This is a genomic window from Aquimarina penaris, from assembly GCF_040786285.1.
Lineage (GTDB): Bacteria > Bacteroidota > Bacteroidia > Flavobacteriales > Flavobacteriaceae > Aquimarina.
This window is the reverse complement of record NZ_JBFMKQ010000004.1, coordinates 141,988-166,619: the sequence shown is the minus strand read 5'-3', so window position 1 is coordinate 166,619 and position 24,632 is coordinate 141,988. Positions and strand designations below refer to the sequence as shown.

Annotated in this window: 24 protein-coding genes; 8 read left to right on the top strand and 16 right to left on the bottom strand. The window is 34.5% G+C overall.

The window, feature by feature from the left end; all coding sequences use genetic code 11:
* The first annotated feature begins 18 nt into the window (after positions 1-18).
* A complete protein-coding gene (locus tag ABW637_RS17685) occupies positions 19-369 on the top strand; it encodes a hypothetical protein (protein WP_367586052.1) in 351 nt (116 codons plus the stop codon).
* A 74-nt stretch (positions 370-443) separates the two neighbouring features.
* Here the strand turns inward: ABW637_RS17685 and ABW637_RS17680 are convergent, their stop codons facing one another.
* The 7 genes from ABW637_RS17680 to ABW637_RS17650 form a co-directional block, all read right to left on the bottom strand.
* Entirely contained in the window at positions 444-1,319 is an 876-nt protein-coding gene (locus tag ABW637_RS17680; RefSeq protein ID WP_367586051.1) for a M57 family metalloprotease, read from the bottom strand.
* A 531-nt stretch (positions 1,320-1,850) separates the two neighbouring features.
* Positions 1,851-2,126: an ATP-dependent Clp protease adaptor ClpS gene (locus ABW637_RS17675; protein ID WP_367586050.1), complete on the bottom strand. Its 276-nt coding sequence runs from the start codon at positions 2,124-2,126 to the stop codon at positions 1,851-1,853.
* 60 nt (positions 2,127-2,186) lie between these two features.
* Positions 2,187-3,026: a 50S ribosomal protein L11 methyltransferase gene (gene prmA, locus ABW637_RS17670; RefSeq protein ID WP_367586049.1), complete on the bottom strand. Its 840-nt coding sequence runs from the start codon at positions 3,024-3,026 to the stop codon at positions 2,187-2,189.
* A gap of 89 nt (positions 3,027-3,115) precedes the next feature.
* Positions 3,116-3,868, bottom strand: a complete 753-nt coding sequence (gene tpiA / locus ABW637_RS17665; protein ID WP_367586048.1) for a triose-phosphate isomerase — start codon at positions 3,866-3,868, stop codon at positions 3,116-3,118.
* Between the two features lie 56 nt (positions 3,869-3,924).
* Positions 3,925-4,998 (bottom strand): ABC transporter permease, encoded by a 1,074-nt coding sequence (locus ABW637_RS17660; RefSeq protein WP_367586047.1) that lies wholly within the window; start codon positions 4,996-4,998, stop codon positions 3,925-3,927.
* Positions 4,998-6,662 (bottom strand): BT_3928 family protein, encoded by a 1,665-nt coding sequence (locus ABW637_RS17655; protein ID WP_367586046.1) that lies wholly within the window; start codon positions 6,660-6,662, stop codon positions 4,998-5,000. Before ABW637_RS17655 ends, ABW637_RS17660 begins: the two co-directional genes overlap by 1 nt.
* A gap of 86 nt (positions 6,663-6,748) precedes the next feature.
* Positions 6,749-7,294: a DUF1599 domain-containing protein gene (locus tag ABW637_RS17650; protein WP_367586045.1), complete on the bottom strand. Its 546-nt coding sequence runs from the start codon at positions 7,292-7,294 to the stop codon at positions 6,749-6,751.
* A gap of 82 nt (positions 7,295-7,376) precedes the next feature.
* On the opposite strand from ABW637_RS17650, the gene folP reads away from it, so the two are divergent.
* The 3 genes from folP to ABW637_RS17635 all read left to right on the top strand — a co-directional run bounded on the left by folP (position 7,377) and on the right by ABW637_RS17635 (position 9,867).
* On the top strand, positions 7,377-8,204 hold the full coding sequence (gene folP / locus ABW637_RS17645) for a dihydropteroate synthase (protein WP_367586044.1): 828 nt from the start codon (positions 7,377-7,379) through the stop codon (positions 8,202-8,204).
* Between the two features lie 121 nt (positions 8,205-8,325).
* Entirely contained in the window at positions 8,326-9,102 is a 777-nt protein-coding gene (cdaA, locus tag ABW637_RS17640) for a diadenylate cyclase CdaA (RefSeq protein ID WP_367586043.1), read from the top strand.
* The gene (locus tag ABW637_RS17635; RefSeq protein WP_367586042.1) at positions 9,103-9,867 is read left to right on the top strand and encodes a DUF3667 domain-containing protein; all 765 of its coding nucleotides are present in this window, start codon (positions 9,103-9,105) and stop codon (positions 9,865-9,867) included.
* Between the two features lie 39 nt (positions 9,868-9,906).
* Here ABW637_RS17635 and ABW637_RS17630 read toward each other — a convergent pair whose 3' ends face one another.
* Both ABW637_RS17630 and truA read right to left on the bottom strand, forming a co-directional pair.
* Positions 9,907-11,664: an ABC transporter ATP-binding protein gene (locus ABW637_RS17630; RefSeq protein ID WP_367586041.1), complete on the bottom strand. Its 1,758-nt coding sequence runs from the start codon at positions 11,662-11,664 to the stop codon at positions 9,907-9,909.
* A complete protein-coding gene (gene truA / locus ABW637_RS17625) occupies positions 11,665-12,411 on the bottom strand; it encodes a tRNA pseudouridine(38-40) synthase TruA (RefSeq protein WP_367586040.1) in 747 nt (248 codons plus the stop codon).
* 116 nt (positions 12,412-12,527) lie between these two features.
* On the opposite strand from truA, the gene ABW637_RS17620 reads away from it, so the two are divergent.
* Positions 12,528-13,022 (top strand): metallophosphoesterase family protein, encoded by a 495-nt coding sequence (locus tag ABW637_RS17620; protein WP_367586039.1) that lies wholly within the window; start codon positions 12,528-12,530, stop codon positions 13,020-13,022.
* A gap of 78 nt (positions 13,023-13,100) precedes the next feature.
* Here ABW637_RS17620 and ABW637_RS17615 read toward each other — a convergent pair whose 3' ends face one another.
* Complete coding sequence (locus ABW637_RS17615) at positions 13,101-13,511, bottom strand: DUF4293 domain-containing protein (protein WP_367586038.1); 411 nt, start codon at positions 13,509-13,511, stop codon at positions 13,101-13,103.
* Positions 13,512-13,710: 199 nt separating this feature from the next.
* On the opposite strand from ABW637_RS17615, the gene rho reads away from it, so the two are divergent.
* Positions 13,711-15,378, top strand: a complete 1,668-nt coding sequence (rho, locus tag ABW637_RS17610) for a transcription termination factor Rho (protein ID WP_367586037.1) — start codon at positions 13,711-13,713, stop codon at positions 15,376-15,378.
* Between the two features lie 153 nt (positions 15,379-15,531).
* Here rho and ABW637_RS17605 read toward each other — a convergent pair whose 3' ends face one another.
* Together ABW637_RS17605 and ABW637_RS17600 are read right to left on the bottom strand one after the other, a co-directional pair.
* Positions 15,532-15,744, bottom strand: a complete 213-nt coding sequence (locus tag ABW637_RS17605; RefSeq protein WP_367586036.1) for a hypothetical protein — start codon at positions 15,742-15,744, stop codon at positions 15,532-15,534.
* A gap of 118 nt (positions 15,745-15,862) precedes the next feature.
* A complete protein-coding gene (locus ABW637_RS17600; protein ID WP_367586035.1) occupies positions 15,863-16,012 on the bottom strand; it encodes a hypothetical protein in 150 nt (49 codons plus the stop codon).
* A 282-nt stretch (positions 16,013-16,294) separates the two neighbouring features.
* Here ABW637_RS17600 and msrA point away from each other — a divergent pair, with 282 nt between their 5' ends.
* Both msrA and ABW637_RS17590 read left to right on the top strand, forming a co-directional pair.
* Positions 16,295-16,954, top strand: coding sequence for a peptide-methionine (S)-S-oxide reductase MsrA (gene msrA / locus ABW637_RS17595; protein ID WP_367586034.1), 660 nt, complete (start codon positions 16,295-16,297; stop codon positions 16,952-16,954).
* Between the two features lie 558 nt (positions 16,955-17,512).
* The gene (locus tag ABW637_RS17590; protein ID WP_367586033.1) at positions 17,513-18,667 is read left to right on the top strand and encodes an SH3 domain-containing protein; all 1,155 of its coding nucleotides are present in this window, start codon (positions 17,513-17,515) and stop codon (positions 18,665-18,667) included.
* A 206-nt stretch (positions 18,668-18,873) separates the two neighbouring features.
* Here the strand turns inward: ABW637_RS17590 and ABW637_RS17585 are convergent, their stop codons facing one another.
* The 4 genes from ABW637_RS17585 to ABW637_RS17570 form a co-directional block, all read right to left on the bottom strand.
* Positions 18,874-19,758 carry a bifunctional 5,10-methylenetetrahydrofolate dehydrogenase/5,10-methenyltetrahydrofolate cyclohydrolase gene (locus tag ABW637_RS17585; protein WP_367586032.1) on the bottom strand — a complete coding sequence of 295 codons (885 nt, stop codon included), beginning with the start codon at positions 19,756-19,758 and terminating at the stop codon, positions 18,874-18,876.
* 46 nt (positions 19,759-19,804) lie between these two features.
* The gene (gene ffh, locus ABW637_RS17580; protein ID WP_367586031.1) at positions 19,805-21,133 is read right to left on the bottom strand and encodes a signal recognition particle protein; all 1,329 of its coding nucleotides are present in this window, start codon (positions 21,131-21,133) and stop codon (positions 19,805-19,807) included.
* 200 nt (positions 21,134-21,333) lie between these two features.
* The gene (locus ABW637_RS17575) at positions 21,334-23,124 is read right to left on the bottom strand and encodes a fasciclin domain-containing protein (protein ID WP_367586030.1); all 1,791 of its coding nucleotides are present in this window, start codon (positions 23,122-23,124) and stop codon (positions 21,334-21,336) included.
* A gap of 107 nt (positions 23,125-23,231) precedes the next feature.
* Positions 23,232-24,566 (bottom strand): fasciclin domain-containing protein, encoded by a 1,335-nt coding sequence (locus tag ABW637_RS17570; RefSeq protein WP_367586029.1) that lies wholly within the window; start codon positions 24,564-24,566, stop codon positions 23,232-23,234.
* Between the last annotated feature and the right edge of the window lie 66 nt (positions 24,567-24,632).

The following is a 24,632-nucleotide window of genomic DNA, read 5'->3' as shown; positions in this document are numbered from 1 at the left end:
TAATACAACAATACAGTCATGAAAAAGTTAGTATTTATTACATTATTGTCATTTTTTAGCGCTCAAGGTCAAGAAAAAACTATTAATGTAGAAGTGGGTGATGTATTAACATTAGGTACACCATCTGCTAAGTATTATCAGCACATTTTTTTCCCTAAGGCGAACTTTATTATCAAAAAGGGGGGTATTCCCAATTACAAAGCACTAATTGGAAATCGTGTCATTGTTACTGAAGTAAATAAGAAAAATGAACATACTAAGATCTCATTTAAACAAGAGAGTGGAGGTAAGTTCTTTAATAGCTTAGCTATAGTAAGAGCTAATTTCGAAAAAGCTGTACAAGAAAACGAAATTCTCCTGCAAAAGTAGAAAAGTAAAAAACCATCCCAAGTTACCGGGATGGTTAGTATAAAAGTTCAAAGCCTATTTTAGTTATTTATCTCTTAGTAAAGAGCATTTAATGCGGTAATATCTCCTTGACTAAATTCTCCATCTTCATTTCCATCAAAACAAGAGATCATGATAGAGTTAGAATCGATATTACTACCGCCCCATTGGTTACCACTTTGTGTTCCCGGGATTAATATAGCCCCTATACCTGCAGTTCCTTCATTAGAACCATCACACTTTCTTCTAGCATAATCAGTATGTCTAAAACCTACAGAGTGACCAATCTCATGCGTCATAACATGCTCTACAACGTTAGTACTAAAAGAATCTGTACCAGCATTAATTTGAACACGCTTAAACACCTGACCTCCAGATGGGAAACCAGCAGATCCACCTCCGCCTCCACGGCCGTTGTTATAAACAACCATATCACTATTGTTAAAGTTACTCTGGAAAACAAGATTTAAATTAAGCGCAGTGTTTAATCTGTTATAGTTGTTAACAGCCCACTGTAATGCAGTTCTCATTTTAGAAGTAAGTGCACAACAAGAACCTGTATATCCTACTACTCTAAAGCTACGATTAGATCCAGTAACCAGATTATTAGTTCTATATTGCTTGTTTATACCATCTGATGCTGTAGCCAATGATAATTTTCCTCCTTCTAGTTCTGCTTCCGGTATAGCAAGATCTCCAATAGTTATTACCCTTTGATTTCTAAGATAATCATCTCCTGGCAACTTACTCTCATAAATACCAATAGAAGCACCACCTGAGTTAATTCCCGCCTTAGCTAATGCATCAATTTGTGATTTGGATAATTCTTCTTTTACTACTTCTTGTGTTTCAGTAGCAACATCTTCTTTTTGACAAGACGTGGCAAAACCTGCCACGATAGCGCAAAGCGCTAATACTTTGATTTTTTTCATTTTAATAAGTTGAGTTTGTGTAGTTATTAAATCAAGGTAAAATTTTTAAGTTCTACCCCGACTACAATTATGTTAAAAGCTTTGAACTTTTTTAAAATTGCGGTTTGAAGATATGATATTTTTTCTTTAAAATACGTTAATTTTTTATGCTATTTATTAAAAATACGGTAAAACCGTAAGATTTTATCAAAAAAAGTAAGAAAATTCCAATTTTCAATAACTCATAAAATCGACTAAATGCACTATTAATTTGTCAGAAAATTCTTTTATAAAACTTCTAGAATACTAGAAAACCGATCAATAATAATACAAAGAAAAAACATCCTTTAAATAAGTAAAAAGAGCGTTTTTTCTTACAAATCATAAAGTTTGATTTTAACTATGTTAAAAAAATAGTACATTTTAAATATTTAACACAAATACATTATTTATCTCCAGATATAACACAAAATCAAAGTTAAATAAATAGGGTTAAAGCATAAAAAAAAGCCCCAAAAGGGCTTACATATAAAAAAATATATAATACAAAAACTAAATTATCTCTGCACTAAGTCCTGCATCGAGCAATTTAGAACATCTTGGTTCTAGTTCATTGTATGTACCTGTTTTAACGGTACATTTTCCTTTATAATGCACTAATAAAGCGCATTGCTCGGCTTGCAAAGCCGTATGTTCACAGCTATACATCAATGTTTCTATAACGTGATCAAAAGTATTAACATCATCATTATACAAGACAATCTCATTATTACTTTGATCTACAGTTTTCTCAAGAACTTCTTCTAAAACTTTTTCTTGGGTACTCATAGCAAAACTCTTTTATACAAATATAATAACTTTAACATATTTAAATCTGTAAGAAGTCTATTATTTTAGATGATAAGATACTGCAATCCAGTTGTTTCTAACAAAATTATCAACAAAGAACAAATTGTTTTTTGAACATTCTTCTGTAATCATATCTAAATCTTCTTTATAAAATCCACTTAGAAATAAGCTCCCACCGGGATTTAGAGACTTAGCATACTCCTTGATATCATTAAGTAAGATATTACGATTAATATTAGCAATAATAACATCGTAATTTCTTCCTGTCAAGAGTGAAACATCCCCTTCGAACGCAGATATATGATGACAGTCATTTCGTTCTACATTTTCAATAGTATTAAGGTAGCACCAATTATCTATATCAATTGCATCTACAGGGGCCGCTCCTTTCATTTCTGATAAAATTGCTAAAACCCCAGTACCACAACCCATATCAAGCACTTTTTTATCTTTCAAATCTGTTTTCAATAAATGCTGAATCATCATATGAGTAGTTTCATGATGCCCCGTCCCAAATGACATTTTCGGCTCTATAACAATATCAAATTCTGTATTAGGTTTGTCATGAAATGGAGCTCTTACACTACAAATATCATCTACAAGTATGGGGGTAAAATTCTTTTCCCATTCTTTATTCCAATTGATTTGTTCTATTTCTTCAGAAGTATATTGAATATCAAACTCATCAGATTTTAGCACAAAAATATCGTCAAAAATGTTTTGGTGCCAATCTCCTTTTTGAATAAATGCATTAACTCCTGTTTCTGTTTCAACAAAACTTTCGAACCCTGCCTCTCCTAGCTCTGCAATTAAGATTTCTGTAGTGGGTTGTAATGGGGATACTTTAAAATAATACCCTAGATATTTTGTATTTGACATATTCATTTTTTATTGTGCCCAAAGTTAGGCGTTTACCAATAAAAAAGCATCCCGATAATGGGATGCTTTTTAAAAATTATACTATTCAATTAAATAGCCTTTGCTATTGCTTCAAAGCTATCTGCATCCAGAGCAGCTCCACCGATTAATCCACCATCAACATCTGGTTTTGCAAAAATTTCTTCGGCATTATTTGGTTTAACACTTCCTCCGTACAATATAGAAACCTCATCAGCTATAGATTGGTTAAAGGTTTTTGCTACCGTAGCACGAATAAAAGCATGCATTTCTTGTGCTTGATCAGGTGATGCAGTTTCTCCCGTACCAATTGCCCAAACAGGTTCATAAGCAAGGATTACATTTTTCCAGTTATCTGCTTTGATATGAAAAAGACCATTTTTTAATTGACTTTCTACCACAGCAAAGTGATTATCACTTTTTCGATCCTGCAATTCTTCTCCGAAACAAAAGATAATAGTCATATCATGTTTTAAGGCTGTATTTACCTTATCTGCTAATAAAGCATCGGTTTCTCCAAAATATGCTCTTCTCTCACTATGACCCAATATAACCGTATCTACCTCTATGTTTTTAAGCATATCGGCAGAAATTTCTCCAGTAAATGCACCATTTTCTGCCTGATGCATATTTTGTGCTGCCACGGTAATACCGGATTGCTTTAACTCCTGGGTGGCTTTATACAAATTTGTAAATGTAGGAGCTACAATAATTTTTGCATTCTTTGTATCTCCTAACTTTGTCTTTAATTCTGAAAGTAAAACCTCAGTTTCTGAGAGGTTTTTATTCATTTTCCAGTTTCCTGCTACAATTTTTTTTCTCATTAATTTAAATTTATGTTTTTGGTTAAAAAGTGTGGTTATTAATTAATAGTGCATGGTTATAGTCTAATTCTTGGATCTAACCATCCGTATATAATGTCGACAAATATATTGATTAGTATAAACATTGTTGCTATAACTAAAACAGAACCCATTATTATAGGAAGATCCAATGTATTTAAAGCATCTACAATCTCTTTACCTAATCCGTTCCATCCAAAAATATATTCTACAAAAACTGCACCCGCTAACATAGAGGCAAACCAGCCCGAAATTGCAGTAACCACTGGATTTAATGCGTTCTTGAGAGCATGTTTTCTAATGATTTGAAACATCGAAAGCCCTTTTGCTTTGGCAGTACGAATATAATCCTGACTTAGTACCTCGAGTAAAGAGTTACGCATCAATTGGGTTACTACGGCCAATGGCCTAATCCCTAAAACTATTGCCGGAAGCAATAAATTTTTCCACTGTATATAACTTCCTTCTCCAAAATCATCAACTTCATATAAGCTACCTGTCATATTTAGATTTGTTAACTCATGTAAAACATAACCAAATAACCAGGCAAAAATGATTGCACTAAAAAAAGACGGAACACTCATACCAAGCGTACTCAATAATTGGATTAGTTTATCTACCCATTGATCTTTTGTTATCGCACTTAAAATCCCTAGCAAAATCCCTACAACTATTGCGATAAAAATTGCAGACACCGCCAATACAGCAGTATTGGGTAATGTTTCTTTTATAACATCACTTACTTTTTTTCCATTTTTCTGAAAAGACTCCCTTAAATAAGGAAACTTAATCACGGTAACTATATTACCAATACTAAACAATCTAATTGCTGAATATTTCTTCTCATCTAAATAAGAGAAATCTTTAGTATCAAGACTATGAAACGAAATGGGAGAAAGGTCATTTAAATAATACCTGTATTGAGTTGTTATAGGCTTATCGAAACCATACTTTCTTCGAACATTTTCTAGCTGTTCTTCACTTTCGTTCTGTCCGAGCATCATTTGTGCCGGATCACCAGGTAACAATGTAAAAAGTAAAAAAATTACTGTCACTACACCCAATAAAGTTAGTATAGCATACCCTAATTTATTGAAGTACCACAACAACATTATTTGTTAGATTTTTCTTTAAGTTTATCTGCTTTTTTAAGAGCTTCAACTTCATCAATAGTATATATTTTATAAGGAACGCCAACTATTCGTTGACTATACTCTTCTATCGTTTCTTTAAAACCAGCATTTTTTCTTCTTTCATTAACAGTTTCTGGATCTTTAATGGGCCATATAAAGCCCTTATCACTGCTAAAGGTGCTTTGTGTTCCATAGATTTGCTCCAAATTTTGTTTCATTAGATGTCTATCTTCCATCATTGCTACAAATGTAAAATCAAGTTCTCCCTTTTTAGAAGCTTCTTTAATCAATGGTAAATGTGTATCTATCTTCTCTGAATGATGTATTATCAGCCAGGCCGCCATACTTGTTTGTTCTCCCACAAGAGACTTTCCTGGATATCCATATGTTTTGAATATTTCTTCAACAAATACGGTATTTGTACTATCCAAAATTTTTAACTCATCTAGTGGCACTCGCTGATTTCTTGCATCCTGATCTAGGATCATCACACTATCTAATTGAGCTTTAAGCCTTTTATTAATCTGAGGTTCTGGTCGTTTTACTTTTTCTAAAGGTACTTTATGAGCATCATTCCAATGATATTTTTCAACTATAGTTCCTTTCTTTAATTTTACGATCCCTGGATTTGACCTCAAAATTGTTTTTAACGCAGTTTCATCGGTCGTATAAAAATCAAAACTCAAATCATATCTAGATTTAGTTTGTGATATATCTTTGGGCCCAGAAGCTGTAAGTCCAATCACCTCATAACCTGAAGAAATTGCTTTATCGGTTATTTCTTTAACTTTATTAAACCCTTCGGCTTCACTTTTTGATAAATTATAGGCCACTATTAACACCAGGTTCTCTTTTTGCAAAAATTCTGCAGTATAATCAACATCATTCTTTGTGATTGCAAAATCATGAATAGGAGGTTCATATCCTTCATTTACAGTCTCGGTTTCAACATTAATAAAATCTCCTTCAACCTGCGGATATTCGCCACTCGTAGTAATTATTTTTTCTTCTCCATTAACAGTAAATTTCCAATGGTAAGCAAATTCTGCTTCTTGCGCTCCTTCGGGGATTTGCATCCCTTCTTCAATATTGGTTCCTATTTTATACGCTCTAAAGTCAAATACGGGTAAATGCATCAAAACATAATATGCAAATGCCAAACAAGCTGTGAAACCAGCAAAAACAATCCACTTATGTGTAGCAACGGGATGAATAGGAGTAATATATTTTCTTCCAAAAAACAACACTAATATCAATATGAGTAAAATAACATCTTTGGTAAATGATTCCCATGGAGTTAATGGTAATGCATCACCAAAACACCCACAATCGGTAACTTTATTAAAATATGCTGAATAGAAGGTGAGAAACGTAAAAAACACGATCATCCCCAATAATGACCATATAGTAAACTTAGGCAGATATCCCAATATTAATGTGATCCCCAATATAATTTCAAAAATCACTAAAAAAACTGCTATTAATAAAGCAAACGGAATTAAAAACTCTAAATTAAGAACTCCTTCTCCGAAGTATTCCTGAAGTTTATATGAGAACCCTAATGGATCGTTTAGTTTTATAAATCCCGAAAACAGAAAGAGTGCTGCTACGAATATTCTTGAGATAGTAACCAGTATTTTCATACTACAATAATGGATTAAAATTTATTTTGGACAAGATAACAACAGTTCGAATCTTATACGACCAGATTTAACAGTATTTTAAATATTTACAAGTTCGATTCTTCTAAATGGATCATTGCAAATACAGCATAATTAATCATGTCCTGATAATTAGCATCTATACCTTCACTCACCAAAGTTTTTCCTTTGTTATCTTCAATTTGCTTAACACGAAGTAATTTTTGAAGAATCAAATCTGTTAACGAGCTTATACGCAAGTCTCTCCAGGCCTCTCCATAATCATGATTCTTATCTATCATTAATTTCTTTGTAATATCAACGTGTTTATCATATAGTTTTATTGCTTCATCAACAGATAAATCGGGTTGCTCTGCAATACCCTTTTCGATCTGTACCAAAGCCATTATACTATAATTAATGATCCCTATAAACTCAGAAACTTCTCCTTCATCTACTTTTCTTACTTCATTTTCTTGTAAGCTTCGAATGCGTTGTGCTTTGATAAAAATCTGATCGGTCAACGAAGGGAGTCTAAGAATTCTCCATGCGCTTCCGTAATCTTTCATCTTTTTAATAAATAAATCACGACATGTATGAATAACTGCATCATATTGTGTAGATGTATCTTGCATATAACTATTGAATTTTGCGTAAATTTCGCTTTAATATGGGAATTATACCAAATAAAAAACTAAAAAAACTAAATACTGCCTAATGACAATCAACTGCAAAGGTTCTTTAATTGATTTATCTACTCCAAAAGTAATGGGGATTCTAAATCTTACTCCAGATTCGTTTTACGATGGAGGTAACTACAAGGATGAATCTCAGATTTTGGCTCAGGTAGAAAAAATGCTTACTGCTGGTGCAACATTTGTAGACTTGGGGGCATATTCATCAAGACCTGGTGCAGATCATATTACTATAGAAGAAGAAAGAAAAAGAATAGTGCCTATTGTTGAGCTATTAACAAACACATTTCCCGAAATCCTATTATCAATTGACACCTTTAGAAGTGTAATTGCAAAAGAATGTATCGAAGCTGGTGCTGCAATAATTAATGATATTTCTGCCGGAAACATGGATGAAGATATGATTAGTTGTGTTGGAAAACTAAATGTACCTTATATCATGATGCATATGAAAGGAACACCTCAAACTATGAAATCAGAAGATCGCTATACCGATATGATTCATGAAATAAATAGCTACTTTGCAGAAAAAGTTGCAGAGGCAAGAAAGAACGGAGTGCATGATATTATAATAGATCCCGGATTTGGCTTTGCAAAAAACACAAGTCAGAATTTTGAGCTTTTGAAAAACCTTTCTCTTTTACAAATACATGACCTCCCAATTCTAACAGGGGTTTCAAGAAAATCAATGATATACAAAACTCTAAATAATACTCCCGCCGAAGCATTAAATGGAACCACAGTATTAAACACAATTGCTGTGCAAAACGGAGCTTCTATCATAAGGGTACACGATGTAAAAGAAGCTATCGAATGTATTACATTAATAGACTCTCTTAACATGGTTTAGCTTTTTTTTAATACCTACTCTGCTAAGGAATTAGCTCTACCCTTTATTTTGAATACGCTTTTCTAGCTTTTCAAAACAAGGTTTCACTAATTTTTCTATTTTTACAAAAACTCCTAACACTTTGGATTTAATCAACCTTAGAATACTTGATGTACTAGATATTGTTCTGGTAGCTTTTTTATTGTACTATATCTACAAGTTAGTCAAAGGTACTGCAGCGATAAACATTTTTATAGGAATAGTAATGATTTACCTGGTTTGGAAACTTACTCAATTTCTAGCTATGGAAATGCTAAGTAGCGTATTAGGAGAGTTTATAGGTGTAGGAATGTTTGCGCTTATTGTCGTATTTCAGCAAGAAATCAGAAAGTTTCTACTGATGATAGGCTCTACAAATTTTGGAAGACGACGTAAATTTTTACGTCAATTAAAGTTTATAAGAGACACCCCAGAAGATAGTGTTACCAATGTAAAAGCAATTGTAGAAGCCTGTAAAAGTATGGGAGAAACCAATACCGGAGCCTTGATTGTGATTAAAAGAAATACGTCTCTTGATTTTGTAAAAACCACAGGAGATTCTATGGATATGCTTATCAATACCCCAATTTTAGAAAGTGTTTTTTATAAAAATAGTCCGCTTCATGATGGTGCGATGATTATAGAAGATAACCATATTGTTGCCACCCGAGTTATTTTACCCGTTACCAACAGCAATTCGATGCCATTGCGATTTGGTTTGCGTCATCGGGCTGCCGTAGGGATCACAGAAAAAACGGATGCTTTAGCACTTGTTGTGAGTGAAGAAACCGGCAAACTATCCTATATTAAAAATGGTGAGTTTAAAATATTTAAAACCGAGGAAGAATTAATTGAGATCATAAAACGCGATTTAGTTTAAATGAGTGAATTAATTACTATTACAAACTGTAAAAATTGTGGGCAACAGATAGAGGTTTATAATTTTTGCCCTGATTGTGGAGCCAGGAAAATAACGAAAAGAATAACCTTCAAAAATCTAATTGCTGAATTTATTGATCGTTTTCTTAATCTTGATAATTCTTTTTTTAAAACATTCATACACTTATTTACCAAACCCGAAGTGGTAATTGATGGCTACATTCATGGGCTTAGAAAAAGGTACGTGAATGCTTTTGGGTATTTCGCTATATCGGTTACCATTACTGGGCTTTATGGTTTTATAGTTAAAGATCGGATATTTGAACTTACATCTGCTACTATGAGTTCTCTTCTTTCTGAAGAGGCATTAGAATCACAAATGACTGGTCTTGACATGGCTTTTCAATATCAGTCAGTTTTAAGTTTTATCTTAATTCCTATACTTGCATTATTATCTCGATTAGTTTTTCTTAATTATAAAAAATACAATCTAACAGAACATTTTGTGATTTACTTATATGCATATTCGCATATTGTAGGAATAACTGCATTATTACAAATACCTATCACATTTCTTATCGACAGTTACTTTATAATGTCATTTTCGCCTTTTATTGTTTATTTCTTTTATATAGGCTATGTTTTAAAAAGATTGTACGGTATTGATTTGAAGAAAATTTTACTCAAAACCCTACTATTTTTAATGATTCTTTTAGGAAGTTATTTATTACTAATTATTGTTTCTTTACTATTTCATAGCATATAAACAACAGAAATTTATGACACTTTTACTGTGAAATAATGATTACACTTCAGCAAACTGAACTTCGTAAAGATTTCGATAATAGCCATCGGTGATTTCAAGGAGTTCATTATGATTACCTTGCTCTACAATTTCACCTTGATCCATAACAATAATCTTATCAGCATTTTTAATAGTTGCCAATCGATGTGCAATTACGATAGACGTTCTCCCTTTGGTAATTTTGTTGGTAGCATCCTGGATCAACTCTTCGCTATGAGAATCAACAGAGGATGTAGCTTCATCCAAAACCAAAATACCCGGATTCGTAACATAGGCTCTTAGAAAAGAGATCAACTGCCGTTGGCCAGAGGACAACATTACCCCTCTTTCTTTTACATTATAATGATATCCCTCGGGAAGACTCATAATAAAATCATGGATCCCTATCTCTTTGGCTGCTTGCTGAACCTGTTCTTCAGAGATATCCGGGTTATTAAGAGTAATATTATTAAGAATTGTATCTGCAAATAAAAATACATCCTGTAATACGACCGCAATATGACTCCTTAAAGATTCTAATTTCACATTTTTAATAGGAGCACCATCAATTGAAATAACACCACTATCGATCTCATAAAATCTGCTTAATAAATTAATGATTGTAGATTTACCCGCCCCTGTCGCTCCAACAATTGCAACAGTTTCTCCAGCATTAACATCTAATGAGACCCCTCTTAAAACCTCTTCTCCTTCTACATAGCTAAAACGAACATTATTAAACGAAATTTTACCTTTTACATGTTCTAAAAGCAACGCTCCATTATTTTCAATTTTAGAATCTGTATCCAATATGGCGAATACCCTATTAGCTGCCACCATACCCATTTGTAAGGTATTAAACTTATCTGCAATCTGTCTCAATGGTCTAAAAAGCATTTGAGAAAGCTCTATAAAAGCAATAACAACACCTAATGTAATCACATCACCTTGTGCCGCTCTTAATCCTCCAAACCAAACTATTAATCCAATGGTAACAGAGCTTGACATTTCTGCAATCGGAAAGAATATAGAGTTATACCAAACCGTTTTTATCCAACCTTTTTTATGTTTTTCGTTGATTTCTTTGAAATTAGAATATTCTGTTTCTTCTCTTGTAAATAATTGAACAATTTTCATCCCAGTGATGCGCTCCTGCACAAAAGAATTAAGATTAGAAACCTGAGTCCTTACTTCTTCGAAAGCAGCTTTCATTTTTTTCTGAAATACTCGGGTTGCATATAGTATAAGAGGAAGTACAACCAAAACAAGCACTGTAAGTTGCCAACTTTGATAAAACATATATCCTAAAATCACCAGCATCTTTAACAAATCACTTATGATCATGAACAATCCCTGGCTAAAAATACTTGCAATCGTCTCAATATCACTTACCGCCCGGGTCACCAATCTCCCAACCGCAGATTGATCATAATACTGTTTTTTAAACCCAAGCATATGCTTAAAAAGGGCTACCCTGATATCACGAATCACTTCTTGACCAAGCCAATTTGCGAAATAAATGAATAAGAATTGTGAGATGACCTCTAGGAACAAAACTCCTAACATCATGCTAATAAAATAGACTAGCAGTTCACTATCCTTTGGGATAATAGTTCTATCAATAGTTTGCTGCAATAAATAAGGTCGTAATACCGCAAATATAGACAAAAGAATAGCCGAAAATGCCACAAAATAAAAAGTCAGACGATAAGGATTAGTATGCCTAATCAATCTCCTGAACAATTTAAAATCAAATGCTTTGCCACTCTTTTCTGCCATCTATGAAATGTATATAGTTTTTGGGTAATGTACCGCTGTTAAATATAATCCGTGTGCCGGAACCGAATATCCTGCCTGACTACGGTCTTCGTTTTTAATAATACGTATTAAATCTTCTATATTGAGTTTATGTTCACCAATCTCGATAAGAGTTCCTACGATAGCTCTTACCATATTTCTTAGAAAACGATTAGCCGAAATTTTAAAGATCAATTGATCATTACCTTTAACCCAAACTGCTTCTGTTATCGTACAATTATACGTTTTTACATCGGTTTTGGACTTACTAAAGCATTTAAAATTAGTATAGTTTAACAGTAATTTAGCAGCTTCATTCATCAAATCCAAATCTAATGGTTTTTTCAAATAATATGACTTATTAATCTGAAAAGGGTCTTTTGCAAACGTAATATAATACTCATAAGATCTACTAACGGCATCAAACCGTGCATGAGCATCTTCTTTAACCAAATGAATATCCTTAACCGCTATTTCTAATGGCAAAATAGAATTAAGCTTGTATTTTAATTGATCTGGCACTAATTCATGATTATGATCAAAATGTACCATTATCTGCTTTGCATGTACTCCCGTATCTGTTCTTCCTGCCCCAGCAACCTCAGTTTTTACTCTTAACACGGTAGACAGCGAATCTTCTAAAACCTCTTGAACAGATAAAGCATTGGGTTGGCGTTGCCATCCATGATAAGGTGTTCCATTATAAGAAAGTTCTAAAAAATATCTCAAAGTATTCTATTTTTGTAATAAAGCAGAGCGCAAATATACTTTTAAAAATACAGATAAGTAGCACAGCGTTGTTTCTGTTTTTTTATAACCCTATAAATCATTTTTATACCTCAATTGTGAAAAAAATCCTTTTACTAAGTGACACCCATAGCTACATTGATGACCGCATACTACATTATGTTAAAGAAACAGATGAAGTTTGGCATGCTGGAGACATAGGAGATCTAAAAGTCACAGATGCTATTGAAGCATTAAAACCTCTTAGAGCTGTTTATGGCAACATTGATAATGATAAAGCCAGAGCCACATTTCCGTTACATCAACGATTTATCTGCGAAGGTGTTTCTGTATGGATAACCCATATTGGTGGATACCCCCCAAAATATAATGTAAACACCAGAGAAGAGATCAGATCTAATCCACCTAAGCTATTTATCTGTGGACATTCGCATATACTAAAGGTAATCCCTGATCATAAGAATGATTTGCTGCATATGAATCCCGGTGCGGCTGGTACTCATGGTTTTCATAAAGTAAGAACCATGCTTAGATTCACTTTGGATATCGGTAAAATTGAAAATCTAGAGGTGATTGAATTGGGCAAGAAATAATCAAAAGTATAGTATAAATAAAACCCGGAGTTGGCATGCTCCGGGTTTTAACGCACTAATACTACTAAGATGTTAGGTTTATCGTAATCGGTCAACAGATTTTACGAGATTTTCATCCTTTTTAATGGCTTTGTTAGCCATCACTAATAAAACGATAGAAATAATAGGAATCAACATCCCAATACCTTTCTCAGAAATTTTAGTTTCTCCAGATATCGTTAGCGACCAATAAACAAATACTCCTAGTAAAATAAAGTTCAATATTATATTAACACGCCCCAATACAAATTGAAGCTTCCTGTTTTTAAATAAAAAAATAGCAATCAACGATAAGACTGCCGATCCCATAAACATACTTAAAAGAAAAACATCTCCTAAAGCATAAAGAGCAGCTCCGTTTTCATCCAATCCATAGGGTAAATATATGCAAAGCACACCCGAAATCACAGCGGCCAATATTAAGTATAAGGTTTGGATTCTTTGTAACATTACAACTTTTTCTTACGGAAAAGCAAAAATAAGAGTTTCTTTTTATAAATATGCGTAAAAAATTAAAAATAAATTCGTATACTTGCACCACAAATATGTAACCTTCTCAACTAAGGTTATTTACCTTCGAAATAAAATTTTCCTGGAATTCTTCTTTAGAAAATTTATACCAAAAACATAAATTATACAACAAATTTAAATGTTAGAGATTTCTGAATTAAAAGCAAAAAAGCTTCCTGAATTACAGGAGATTGCAAAAACCCTCAATGTACCAAAATTTCGCACCTTGAAGAAATTGGATTTGGTATACCAAATATTGGATCATCAGGCAGCAAACCCTGCTAAGGCAAAAGAAGTAATAAAAGAAGATTCTTCAGAAAAGAAGGTATCTGAAAAGCAAAATACCAATCCTCGCCAAAGACGTCCTAGAACTCGAAAAACAGACGAATCATCTCCTGCAAACAAGGACACAAAAGCACCTCAAGAAAACAAAAAAGAGGCGACTTTGTTTACTCAAGACAAAACTAGTCCTAAAAGCAAAGAAAGTGGCGAAAGCAACAAACCTCAACAAGCTAGAGAAGACAAGAGAGAGGATAAAAGAGAAGACAAAAAAGATAACCGAAATAGAGGCGGAGAAAAACCTCAGAATAAAAATAGAAACGCCAAGAAAGAAGGTGGAAATCGGGACAACGGGAATAGAGATCACGGAAACAGAGATAACAGAAATCGCTACAAGGAACCCGATTTTGAATTTGACGCAATAATCCAAAGCGAAGGAGTTCTTGATATTATGCAAGATGGATATGGATTCTTGCGATCTAGTGACTACAACTACCTTTCTTCTCCAGATGATATATATGTATCTCAATCTCAAATAAGACTTTTTGGCCTTAAAACAGGAGATACAGTTTTAGGACAAGTAAGACCACCTAAAGAAGGAGAAAAATATTTCCCTCTTATTAAGGTAAATAAAATAAATGGACTTGATCCACAAGTGGTGAGGGATCGTGTTTCTTTTGAACACTTAACTCCTTTATTTCCGCAAGAAAAATTCAATATAGCAGAAAGACAAAGTACTATATCCACCAGGATAATGGATTTATTTGCCCCAATAGGAAAAGGGCAACGAGGTATGATTGTATCTCAACCCAAAACTGGTAAAACCATGTTACTAAAGGATGTTGCCAATGCAATTGCAGCAAATCATCCGGAAGTATATCAAATGATTCTTCTTATTGACGAAAGACCTGAAGAAGTTACCGATATGCAACGTAATGTAAAAGGAGAAGTAATTGCTTCTACTTTTGATAAAGAAGCTAATGAACATGTAAAAGTTGCTAATATTGTATTAGAAAAAGCAAAGAGATTAGTAGAGTGTGGCCATGATGTGGTTATCTTACTAGACTCAATTACCCGTTTAGCCAGAGCATACAATACTGTGCAACCGGCCAGTGGTAAAATATTAAGTGGTGGTGTTGATGCAAATGCATTGCACAAACCAAAACGTTTCTTTGGAGCTGCTCGTAACATCGAAAACGGAGGGTCGCTTACCATAATTGCGACGGCGTTAACAGAGACTGGATCAAAAATGGACGAAGTAATTTTCGAAGAATTTAAAGGTACTGGTAATATGGAACTTCAATTAGATCGTAAAATATCTAATCGTCGTATTTTCCCAGCTATCGATCTTACTTCTTCGAGTACACGTCGTGATGACATACTGCTTGACGAAACAACAATTCAAAGAATGTGGGTAATGCGAAAATATCTTGCAGATATGAACCCTGTAGAAGCTATGGAATTTATTAACGAACGTTTTAAGCAAACAAGAAACAATGATGAATTCCTGATCTCGATGAACGGATAACATCTATAAATAAATTTAAATGAGGCCGAATTCTAAGTTGAGAAACAAAGAATTCGGCCTCTTATTTGTTTATATAGATTTGAGCAATGTATTGTATAGATTCCTAATCAAATGAGAGATATCCATCATCTACAACACCCTAATCATACAAGCTTAGTGATGTAAACCACGAATAGGCGAAGTTCCATCGGGACAAGTGCCAGCACATGGCATAGCGATAATCTGTAAAAATCCACCAGACCCCATTACCGCACATCCACAATCTTCTTCTCCCGGAAATGGCAGAGACGTTCCTGCGTTAATACTAATTTTTTGATTTTTACTTAATTGCTGAATATCTTTTATTTTTAGAATTTTACTTACCATAAGTTCAAGTTTTATAATTAAAAAATCTTTCAAGTTTTCTCAGACATTTCAAACAGTAGCTTCATTACTTATTTAAAATCAACGTACCACCTAATATCTTAAGATTTTTATTACCATTTTACAAAAAAGAAGGAACAGCATCCAAATCTAAATCGATCTCATATTCGTTTACAGGATCTACCCCGCCACTTCTTCTTCCTCCAATAACAGTTTTTTGCTGAGCTTTGGTAAGTACTATTTCTTTACAATTCAAAATTTTGCTTAACATGGTTTCAAGTTTTAAAATTAAAATGATCCCTAAAAGTTTATAGACATTAAGGTCCTGGTCTAAGTATACTTAGCTCAAATTTAGTAATCACTCTTGTTATTGCACACCCTGAAAACAGGGTTTTTCAATATTTCGAAAGCCATATTATTTAACATACCCCATATTTCAACTCTCTTTAAAAAAGCAAATTTTTATATTTTTAATTTTACCCTTCTTAACATGTAACAATTGAAAGGTTTTAAATAAAAAAATGACTAAAGCAGAAATAAACAAAAAACACTTATGAAAAAGATACCTTATATAGTATTGACACTTACCTTCTTATTTACAAGCTGTCAAAGTAATAGTCAATCCACTAAAAAAGAAAATACTCAAAACATAACACCAATTCAGACTGAAGCAATTAATGGATTAGAAAGAGCATATTTTGCAAGTGGTTGCTTTTGGTGTGTCGAAGCAATCTATGAAAGTGTAAAAGGAGTAAAAGAATCCATCTCAGGTTACTCAGGTGGACATACAGAAAATCCGACTTACGAAAGCAGTAATACAGGAAGAACCGGTCATGCAGAAGCTGTAGAAATATACTACGATCCCGAAGTAGTATCTTTTTCGACCTTGGTTGATATATATTTTGGCTCTCAAAATCCAACTCAAATAAATGGTCAAGGACCAGATCATGGCTCACAGTATAGGTCAATTATTTTTTATCAAAACGATGAGCAGAAAAAAATCATTGATAAAAAGAAAGAGGCGTTAGGTAAAAAACTAAACAGAAGGATCGCTGCAGAGGTTGTTCCTTTTCAAAAATTCTGGAAAGGAGAAGCATATCACCAAGACTATGAAAGAAGAAACCCTAATAGTGGATACATTCGAAATATATCTATTCCAAGGTTAAAAAGATTTCAATTAAAATTTCCAGAATTAATTAAGGAAAAGCATTAAGAAAATTTAATTTTACTCCTTATTATTATATGTAGTTTAACTTCTACCCTTCATATCCACAATATGCTCATATACACTGGGCAATTACACCAAAATCACAAAACCGACAGGACGAAGAAAAAATAAGACGTAAATCGGTTGTAATACTTAAAAAAATCGGTGAAAAACACAAATCATCGAAAAAAAATTGATATTTTTATGCAAATAAAATGAAAACATGTTGTGTTTTTAATATTAAAACATTACTTTTGAATCTGATTTAATGGTTTTCTTTTCAGTATTTTAATCATAAATATTGAAGTTTTAGTAAAGAAAACTCTTGTTAAAGCACTGAAAAACAAGCCGTTAACATCTTAGTTGTTCTTTCAAAGAATATGGTTTTTTACTTAAAATTAAAGGATCATAATTAAAGATAAAATTGACGTTAAAACGTTTTTGGCATCCTTTTTGAAATGCAATTATTGACGGTAAATTAGAAATTTTGTTTAAAAATTTTGATTAAAGAAAATAATAATATTGAATTTAAATTATAACCCAATCTACTTAAAAACAAGAGATATGAAGTCTATTTTTACATTTATTCTGCTTTTGGTGATTACGTTCTCGACTGCTCATGCTCAAAAAGAGGAGTATCTAATGTCTGCACAGAAATTAGAAGTTCGAAGTGGTCCAGGTCTAAACTTTAACACAATTGCTGAAGTTCCTCAGGGAACACAAGTTTATGTAATCAATTCTGGTTACGGAGACTGGAGTGCAATCCAGTTTAAAAAAATGAATGGTTTTGTTCCAACAAAACTTTTAACTACAGATAGTAGAATTGCCGATGCAGCAGCCGTTGCAAGGCAAGCAGCTGCAAAAAGAGAAGCTGCCAAGGCAGCAGCAGCAGCAGCGATTGCTCAAGCACAAGCTGCAAAGAGAGCTGCTGAAGAAGCAGCAAGGAAAGCTATTGCTGATGCAGAGCGTTTACAACGAGAAGCTGAAGCAAGTGCTGCAAAAGCTATTGCAGATGCTGAAGCTGCAAAAAGATCTCAAGATGCGACTGCAAGAAGAGCTTCTGCAGAAGCTGAAGAAACAAGAAGAGCTGTAGAAGAAGCAAACAGAAGAGCCGCTCAAGGTGGTAGCTATGCTTCTACTCCTATAGAGTCTACTACTCCTTCTTATGGTTCTAGTTCATCAAACACTAGTTCTCCTGCATCAACTGCAATATCAGTTACTAGAGAAGATAAGTACTCTAGCTGGGAGAAAAAGACATATAAGTCTGGTGCTACACCAAAATCTTTCAACTTTAAAGGTAAGTTTGATTACAAATTAGACAATTACCTTAAAATCAAAGTAGGTAAAAATACCGAGGTTGTTGTAAAGATGTACAAAATGGGTAAAACTACTGCTGACGACGAGTTAGTTCGTGTAACATATATCAATAGTAGTACAACTCAATTTATCAGAAACGTACCCGAAGGTGAGTACTACTTAAAAATCGCTTACGGTAAGGACTGGAGAGAAACTGTTAAAAACGGGAAGAAGTTCGGGACATTTACTCAAAATGCTTTGTATGAAAAAGCACCTCAGGTCCTAGATTTTAACACGGTTAAAACTTCTAAGGGTATTAATGTACCATCGTACAACTTAACATTAGATCTACAACCAAGTAGTGGTGGATACAGTACTGGTGGTCAGGATGATATTAATGCTACTCAATTTAACGAGAACTAAAATAAATACGAAATACATACAATTTATAATCACCAAAATATAAATGTAACAAAAACGCTAGGGCAAATGCCCTAGCATTTTTGGTTTGTATATGTAATGACATTTTTTGGATAGTAATTAAAAAAGTCTTTCTACAAGCACAAAAAATAAACCCTATGAAAGTTAAACTTTCATAGGGTTTATTTTTTGTACGTTATAGGTATTAATTATTTTATGTTACGGTGTCTTTCTCTAGCTAATAAGGTATTCTTAAGCAACATCGCAATTGTCATTGGCCCTACTCCACCTGGTACTGGTGTGATAAACGAAGCTTTTTTACTTACATTATCAAAATCTACATCCCCTACAATTTTATATCCCTTAGGTCTGGATTCATCTGTTACCCTGGTTATACCAACATCGATCACCACAGCATCATCTTTAACCATTTCTGCTTTTAGAAAATTGGGAACACCCAATGCAGAAATAACAATATCGGCCTGAGAAATAATCTGGGTAATATTTTTGGTATGACTATGTGTTAAGGTTACCGTAGAATTACCAGGCCAACCTTTTCGCCCCATTAATATACTCATGGGTCTACCCACAATATGACTTCTACCTATTACCACCGTATGTTTTCCTTTGGTATCTACATTATAGCGCTCTAGTAGCTCTAAAATACCAAAAGGAGTAGCAGGAATAAAAGTAGACATATCTAATGCCATTTTACCAAAATTCATAGGATGAAAACCATCCACATCCTTATCGGGATCTACAGCTAACAATACTTTTTGGGTGTCAATTTGTGGTGGTAATGGTAACTGAACTATAAAACCATCGATATCATCGTCTTCATTTAGCTCTTTGATCTTAGCCAACAATTCAATCTCACTGGTCGTACTTGGCATTTTAACCAAAGTAGATTCAAAACCTATACGCTCGCAAGCCCTTACTTTACTACCAACATAAGTTAAGCTAGCCCCGTCATTACCTACTAATACTGCAGCCAGATGTGGTACTTTCTCACCACGTTCTTTCATTTTCTGAACCTCGGCAGCAATTTCATCTTTAATATCGTTGCTTACTTTTTTTCCGTCTAATATTTCCATTCCCCCTAATTGTACTTTTATAAAAGTTTAAAAATTTATGTGTTTGCTATCGCATTTTACCCATCATTTGCATCATTCTCTTGCCACCACCACCTTGCATCATCTTCATCATTTTACTCATTTGATCGAATTGTTTAAGCAATTGATTCACTTGTTGGATAGATGTTCCCGAACCTTTACCTATACGCTTCTTTCTACTGGCATTAATAATTTGTGGCTTTGATCTCTCTGCCGGAGTCATAGAATGTATTATGGCTTCAATATGTTTGAAGGCATCATCATCGATATCCATATTCTTCATCATTTTTCCTGCTCCAGGGATCATTCCGACAAGGTCTTTCATGTTACCCATCTTCTTAATCTGCTGAATTTGTTTCAGGAAATCATCAAATCCGAATTGATTTTTGGCTATTTTTTTCTGAAGTTTTCTGGCTTCCTCTTCATCAAATTGCTCTTGGGCTCTTTCAACAAGAGAAACAACATCTCCCATTCCCAAAATACGATCTGCCATACGAGAAGGGTAGAATACATCAATGGCTTCCATTTTTTCACCGGTACCAATAAACTTAATCGGTTTATTAACAACAGATTTAATAGATATTGCGGCTCCACCCCTGGTATCACCATCTAATTTTGTAAGAATTACTCCATCAAAATTAAGCACATCATTAAATGCTTTTGCAGTATTTACAGCATCCTGACCTGTCATAGAGTCTACTACAAACAAGGTTTCATCGGGAGTAACGGCTTTATGGATATTAGCAATCTCGGTCATCATTACCTCATCAACAGCCAAACGACCTGCGGTATCAATAATTACCACATTAAATCCATTAGCTTTAGCATGGGCAACACCGGCTTTGGCAATAGCAACAGGATCATCATTACCTCTATCACTAAACACTTCGATATTGATCTGCTCACCAACTACGTGCAACTGATCAATTGCTGCTGGTCTATATACATCACATGCTACAAGTAGCGGCTTCTTTGTTTTTTTTGTAGCAAGAAAATTAGCCAGCTTACCAGAGAAAGTTGTTTTACCAGAACCTTGCAGGCCCGACATTAAGATAACCGAAGGATTTCCCGCTAAATTAACTCCGGCTACTTCGCCACCCATTAATTCTGTTAACTCATCCTTAACCAGTTTTACCATTAACTGACCAGGCTTAAGGCTCTTTAATACATTCTGACCTAATGCTTTTTCTTTTACTGTTGCAGTAAATTCTTTCGCTATTTTATAGTTAACATCGGCATCTACTAATGCTCTTCGTACTTCCTTAAGTGTTTCGGCAACATTTATTTCGGTAATCTGACCATGCCCTTTTAAAATATGTAAGGCCTTATCTAACTTATCACTTAAATTATCAAACATATATTTTCTTCTATTTTGAAAATGCTATCTTTTTTTGATAGACAAGTGCAAATTTAAGGATTTGAAATGTATAAATGAAGGATGGAATTACAGAATTAATAGATACGCTTATGATTTGACGTTATTATAAAAAAAGCAACTGAAAAGAATCCAAATTTAACCCTTTTCAGTTGCTACTCATCAACACTAAAAATTACTTTCTAATGTAGCAAAGATGGTGGAATTAATACCCCTTCAATCACATGCACAATACCATTAGAAGCTTCTACATTGGCTAGTGCCACTCTTATACTTTCGTTTAGAATTACTTCGCCATCAAACATTTCGATAGTTACTTGTTCACCTTGCAGTGTAGTCACCGTTTCTTTGGTTAGCAAATCTTCTGCATCAAATTTACCCGAAGCTACATGATATAGCAATACTTCTTTTAATGCATCTCCACTTGGGATTGCATCTAAAGCATCGAAGGCAGCATTGGTGGGGGCAAAAACTGTAAAAGGGCCATCGCCACTAAGTGCATCTACCAAATCTGCTGCCTGCAATGCTCCAACAAGAGTAGATAGTTCTGGGGTATTTACCGCAATCTCTACTATACTTTGCAAATCTGCCGGAGGTAATAAAACTCCTTCGATCACATGCACGATACCATTAGAAGCTTCGACATCGGCTAGTGCTACTTTTATGTTTCCGTTAAGTACTACATTTCCATCGCTATCTACTTCAATAGTTACCTCGTCTCCTTGTAAGGTGGTAACGGTTTGCTTTTCTAACAGATCTTCTGCAGTAAATTTACCTGAAGCTACGTGATATAGTAATACTTCTTTTAACACATCTCCACTTGGGATAGCATCCAAAGCATCGAAGGCAGCATTAGTTGGTGCGAAAACTGTGAAAGGTCCATCGCCGCTAAGTGCATCAACTAAATCTGCTGCCTGCAATGCTCCAACAAGAGTAGATAGTTCTGGAGTGTTTACCGCTATCTCTACTATGGATTGTAAGGGTTGAAATGATGGTGGTATTAATACTACATCTATGACCTGGATTATTCCATTGGATCCACCAATGTTAGCAGAAAGTAATTTTACGGTATCATTAATCACGATCTCATTATCGCTATTAAGGCTTACTTTTACATCTTCACCCTGTAATGTAGTAATAAATTCCTGAGCAAGTAATGCCGAAGTATTTAATCGACCACTGGCTACATGGTATAATAGAATATCTCTAAGTGCATCACCACTAGGCACTTCATCTAGAGCAGCGAAAGCTTCATCTGTGGGAGCAAACACAGTAAACGGCCCATCTCCGGATAGTGCATCTACCAGTTCTGCAGCTTGTAGTGCTCCTACTAAAGAAGTAAATCTACCATCTTCTACAGCTAGCTCGACTATTGTTTTATCGGGGAAAGTAACCTCGGTTAGTGCTGCATTCCAAGCTCCTCTGCCTAAACCACCAGACGTAAACAATCTGAAGCTTCCTTCTAAATCTCCATTATCACCTACTCTACCAATACCAAATATTAAATCTCTACCTGGTGGGTTTATGATCAAATATACTTTACCATCACTTACTATAGCACCCCGCGCTCTTGCTTTAGTACCATCTGGTAGTGTTAAATTACCACGAACAATGGTAAAACTAGCATGATAAAGTGTAAAATTGAGTTTTAATTCTCCGGCTATTACTGCCCCTGTTCCGGCTCCGCTGTTTACCGTTGCTGAGAAATCATACACTCTTTTCTCTCTGCTAATACCAAATGTTTTACTCTTGGCTACAGAAACTTTGTCTTCTTCTACGGCTAGTTCTCCTTCAATTATATTTTGGGTCATTTCTTCGATGGCATCAAAACCGATGATCTTAGATTCTTCAAATTCGATTAGCTCCTGTTCTGGTTGGGCTTCAAAGCTATCATCACTTTGACAAGCTACAAATAGGTGGGTTAAAATTAGGCACAAGAAGGGTACCATTAATCTTTTGATTAGTGTTTTCATGGTTATAAATTTTAAAGTTAGTATGTTAAGATGTGTGTGTAAGAAATCTAAGGCTGCCCATAGAAGGAACAGTTATTGAACAGCCTTAAATTCTTAAAGGATATTAATTAAGGTGCTGGTAATAACACCTGATCTAAAACATGGATTACACCATTGGCAGCTTGCACATCGGCAACAATAATGTTGCTTGCACTTGTATTTCCGCCTCCGGTTACAGTTGCAGGATCTGCCGATATCGTTACATTACTTCCGTTAACGGTTCCAACAGCACCTGCTACACTAGCTAAATCTGAAGATCGTACATTATTCATCTGAATTACGTGATATGTCAACACATCCACCAACGCCTGGCCAGTTGGTACAGATGCAAGGGCTGCAAAAGCATCATTAGTCGGCGCAAAGACTGTAAATGGTGCCTCTGGTGTTCCTGTTCCGTTAGCGGCCTGTAAGGCTAGAACCAAATTAGCATCTCCTAAAGCAGTGGCTAAAGTAGAAAAAGTTGGATCTGCCGTAGCAAAAGTCGTTACATCGGGTAGCGTAATCACAGCATCTACGATATGAAGTACTCCATTACCTGCAACAATATCTGCAGTAGTTACCGTAGATCCACCGTTAAAAACAACTCCATCTGCAGTATTGATATAAATACTTAAATTAATACCGTCTGAAGGTGTGCCATAAGATGCTAATGTACTAGCGTAAGAAGTCGATAATGCAGAAGAAAGAAGGCCTCCTGATATTGCATGATTTAACAAAATCTGTTCTACTGCAACGGCAGGCACTCCTGAGATATCACCTAAAGCTGTAAACGCATCATTATCTGGAGCTAATAATGTTAAATCGCCCTCTTCATTTCCTAAAGCACTAATCACAGCGGCACTGTTCACTGAAGCTGTTGATGCCAAAGAAGATAAACTTGGATCTGTTGTTACAAAATCTAATAATGTCGGTATAGCAATAACCTTATCAACAGCATGAATCACGCCATTAGATCGATCGATATCTGCTGTAGTAACCATGACACCTCCGTTAATTGTTACGTCACTTCCAGACTTTTCTATATAAGAACTTACTTCGGCGAGATTGGTTTGATATCCCGTTGTAATTTGACTTGATGTCACTTCTACCCCCAATACATGGTTCAATAATACTTTTCTTAAATCTTCTACAGGTACATCTGTTAAAGCTGCCCCATCTAAAAACTCAGTGAATGCATCATTATCTGGTGCAAAAACAGTAAAACTTCCCTGACCGGATAGTGTTGTAACTAAATCTGCTCTTTCTAGAGCCGCTAAAAGAGAACTATAATCGGGGTTGGCTGCCACAAAAGCTGCAATAGTATCTACATCCGTCGGAGGAAAAGTTGTATCATCATCATCACTACACGAATACGTAGTTACTATAAAAATGGTAAGAAATACGATTTTAAAAAAATGTTTCATTTGCATGGTTTCTAAATTTATTGTTTGATGATTAAACAACTCATCAAACAAAACTCGAACCCTCAA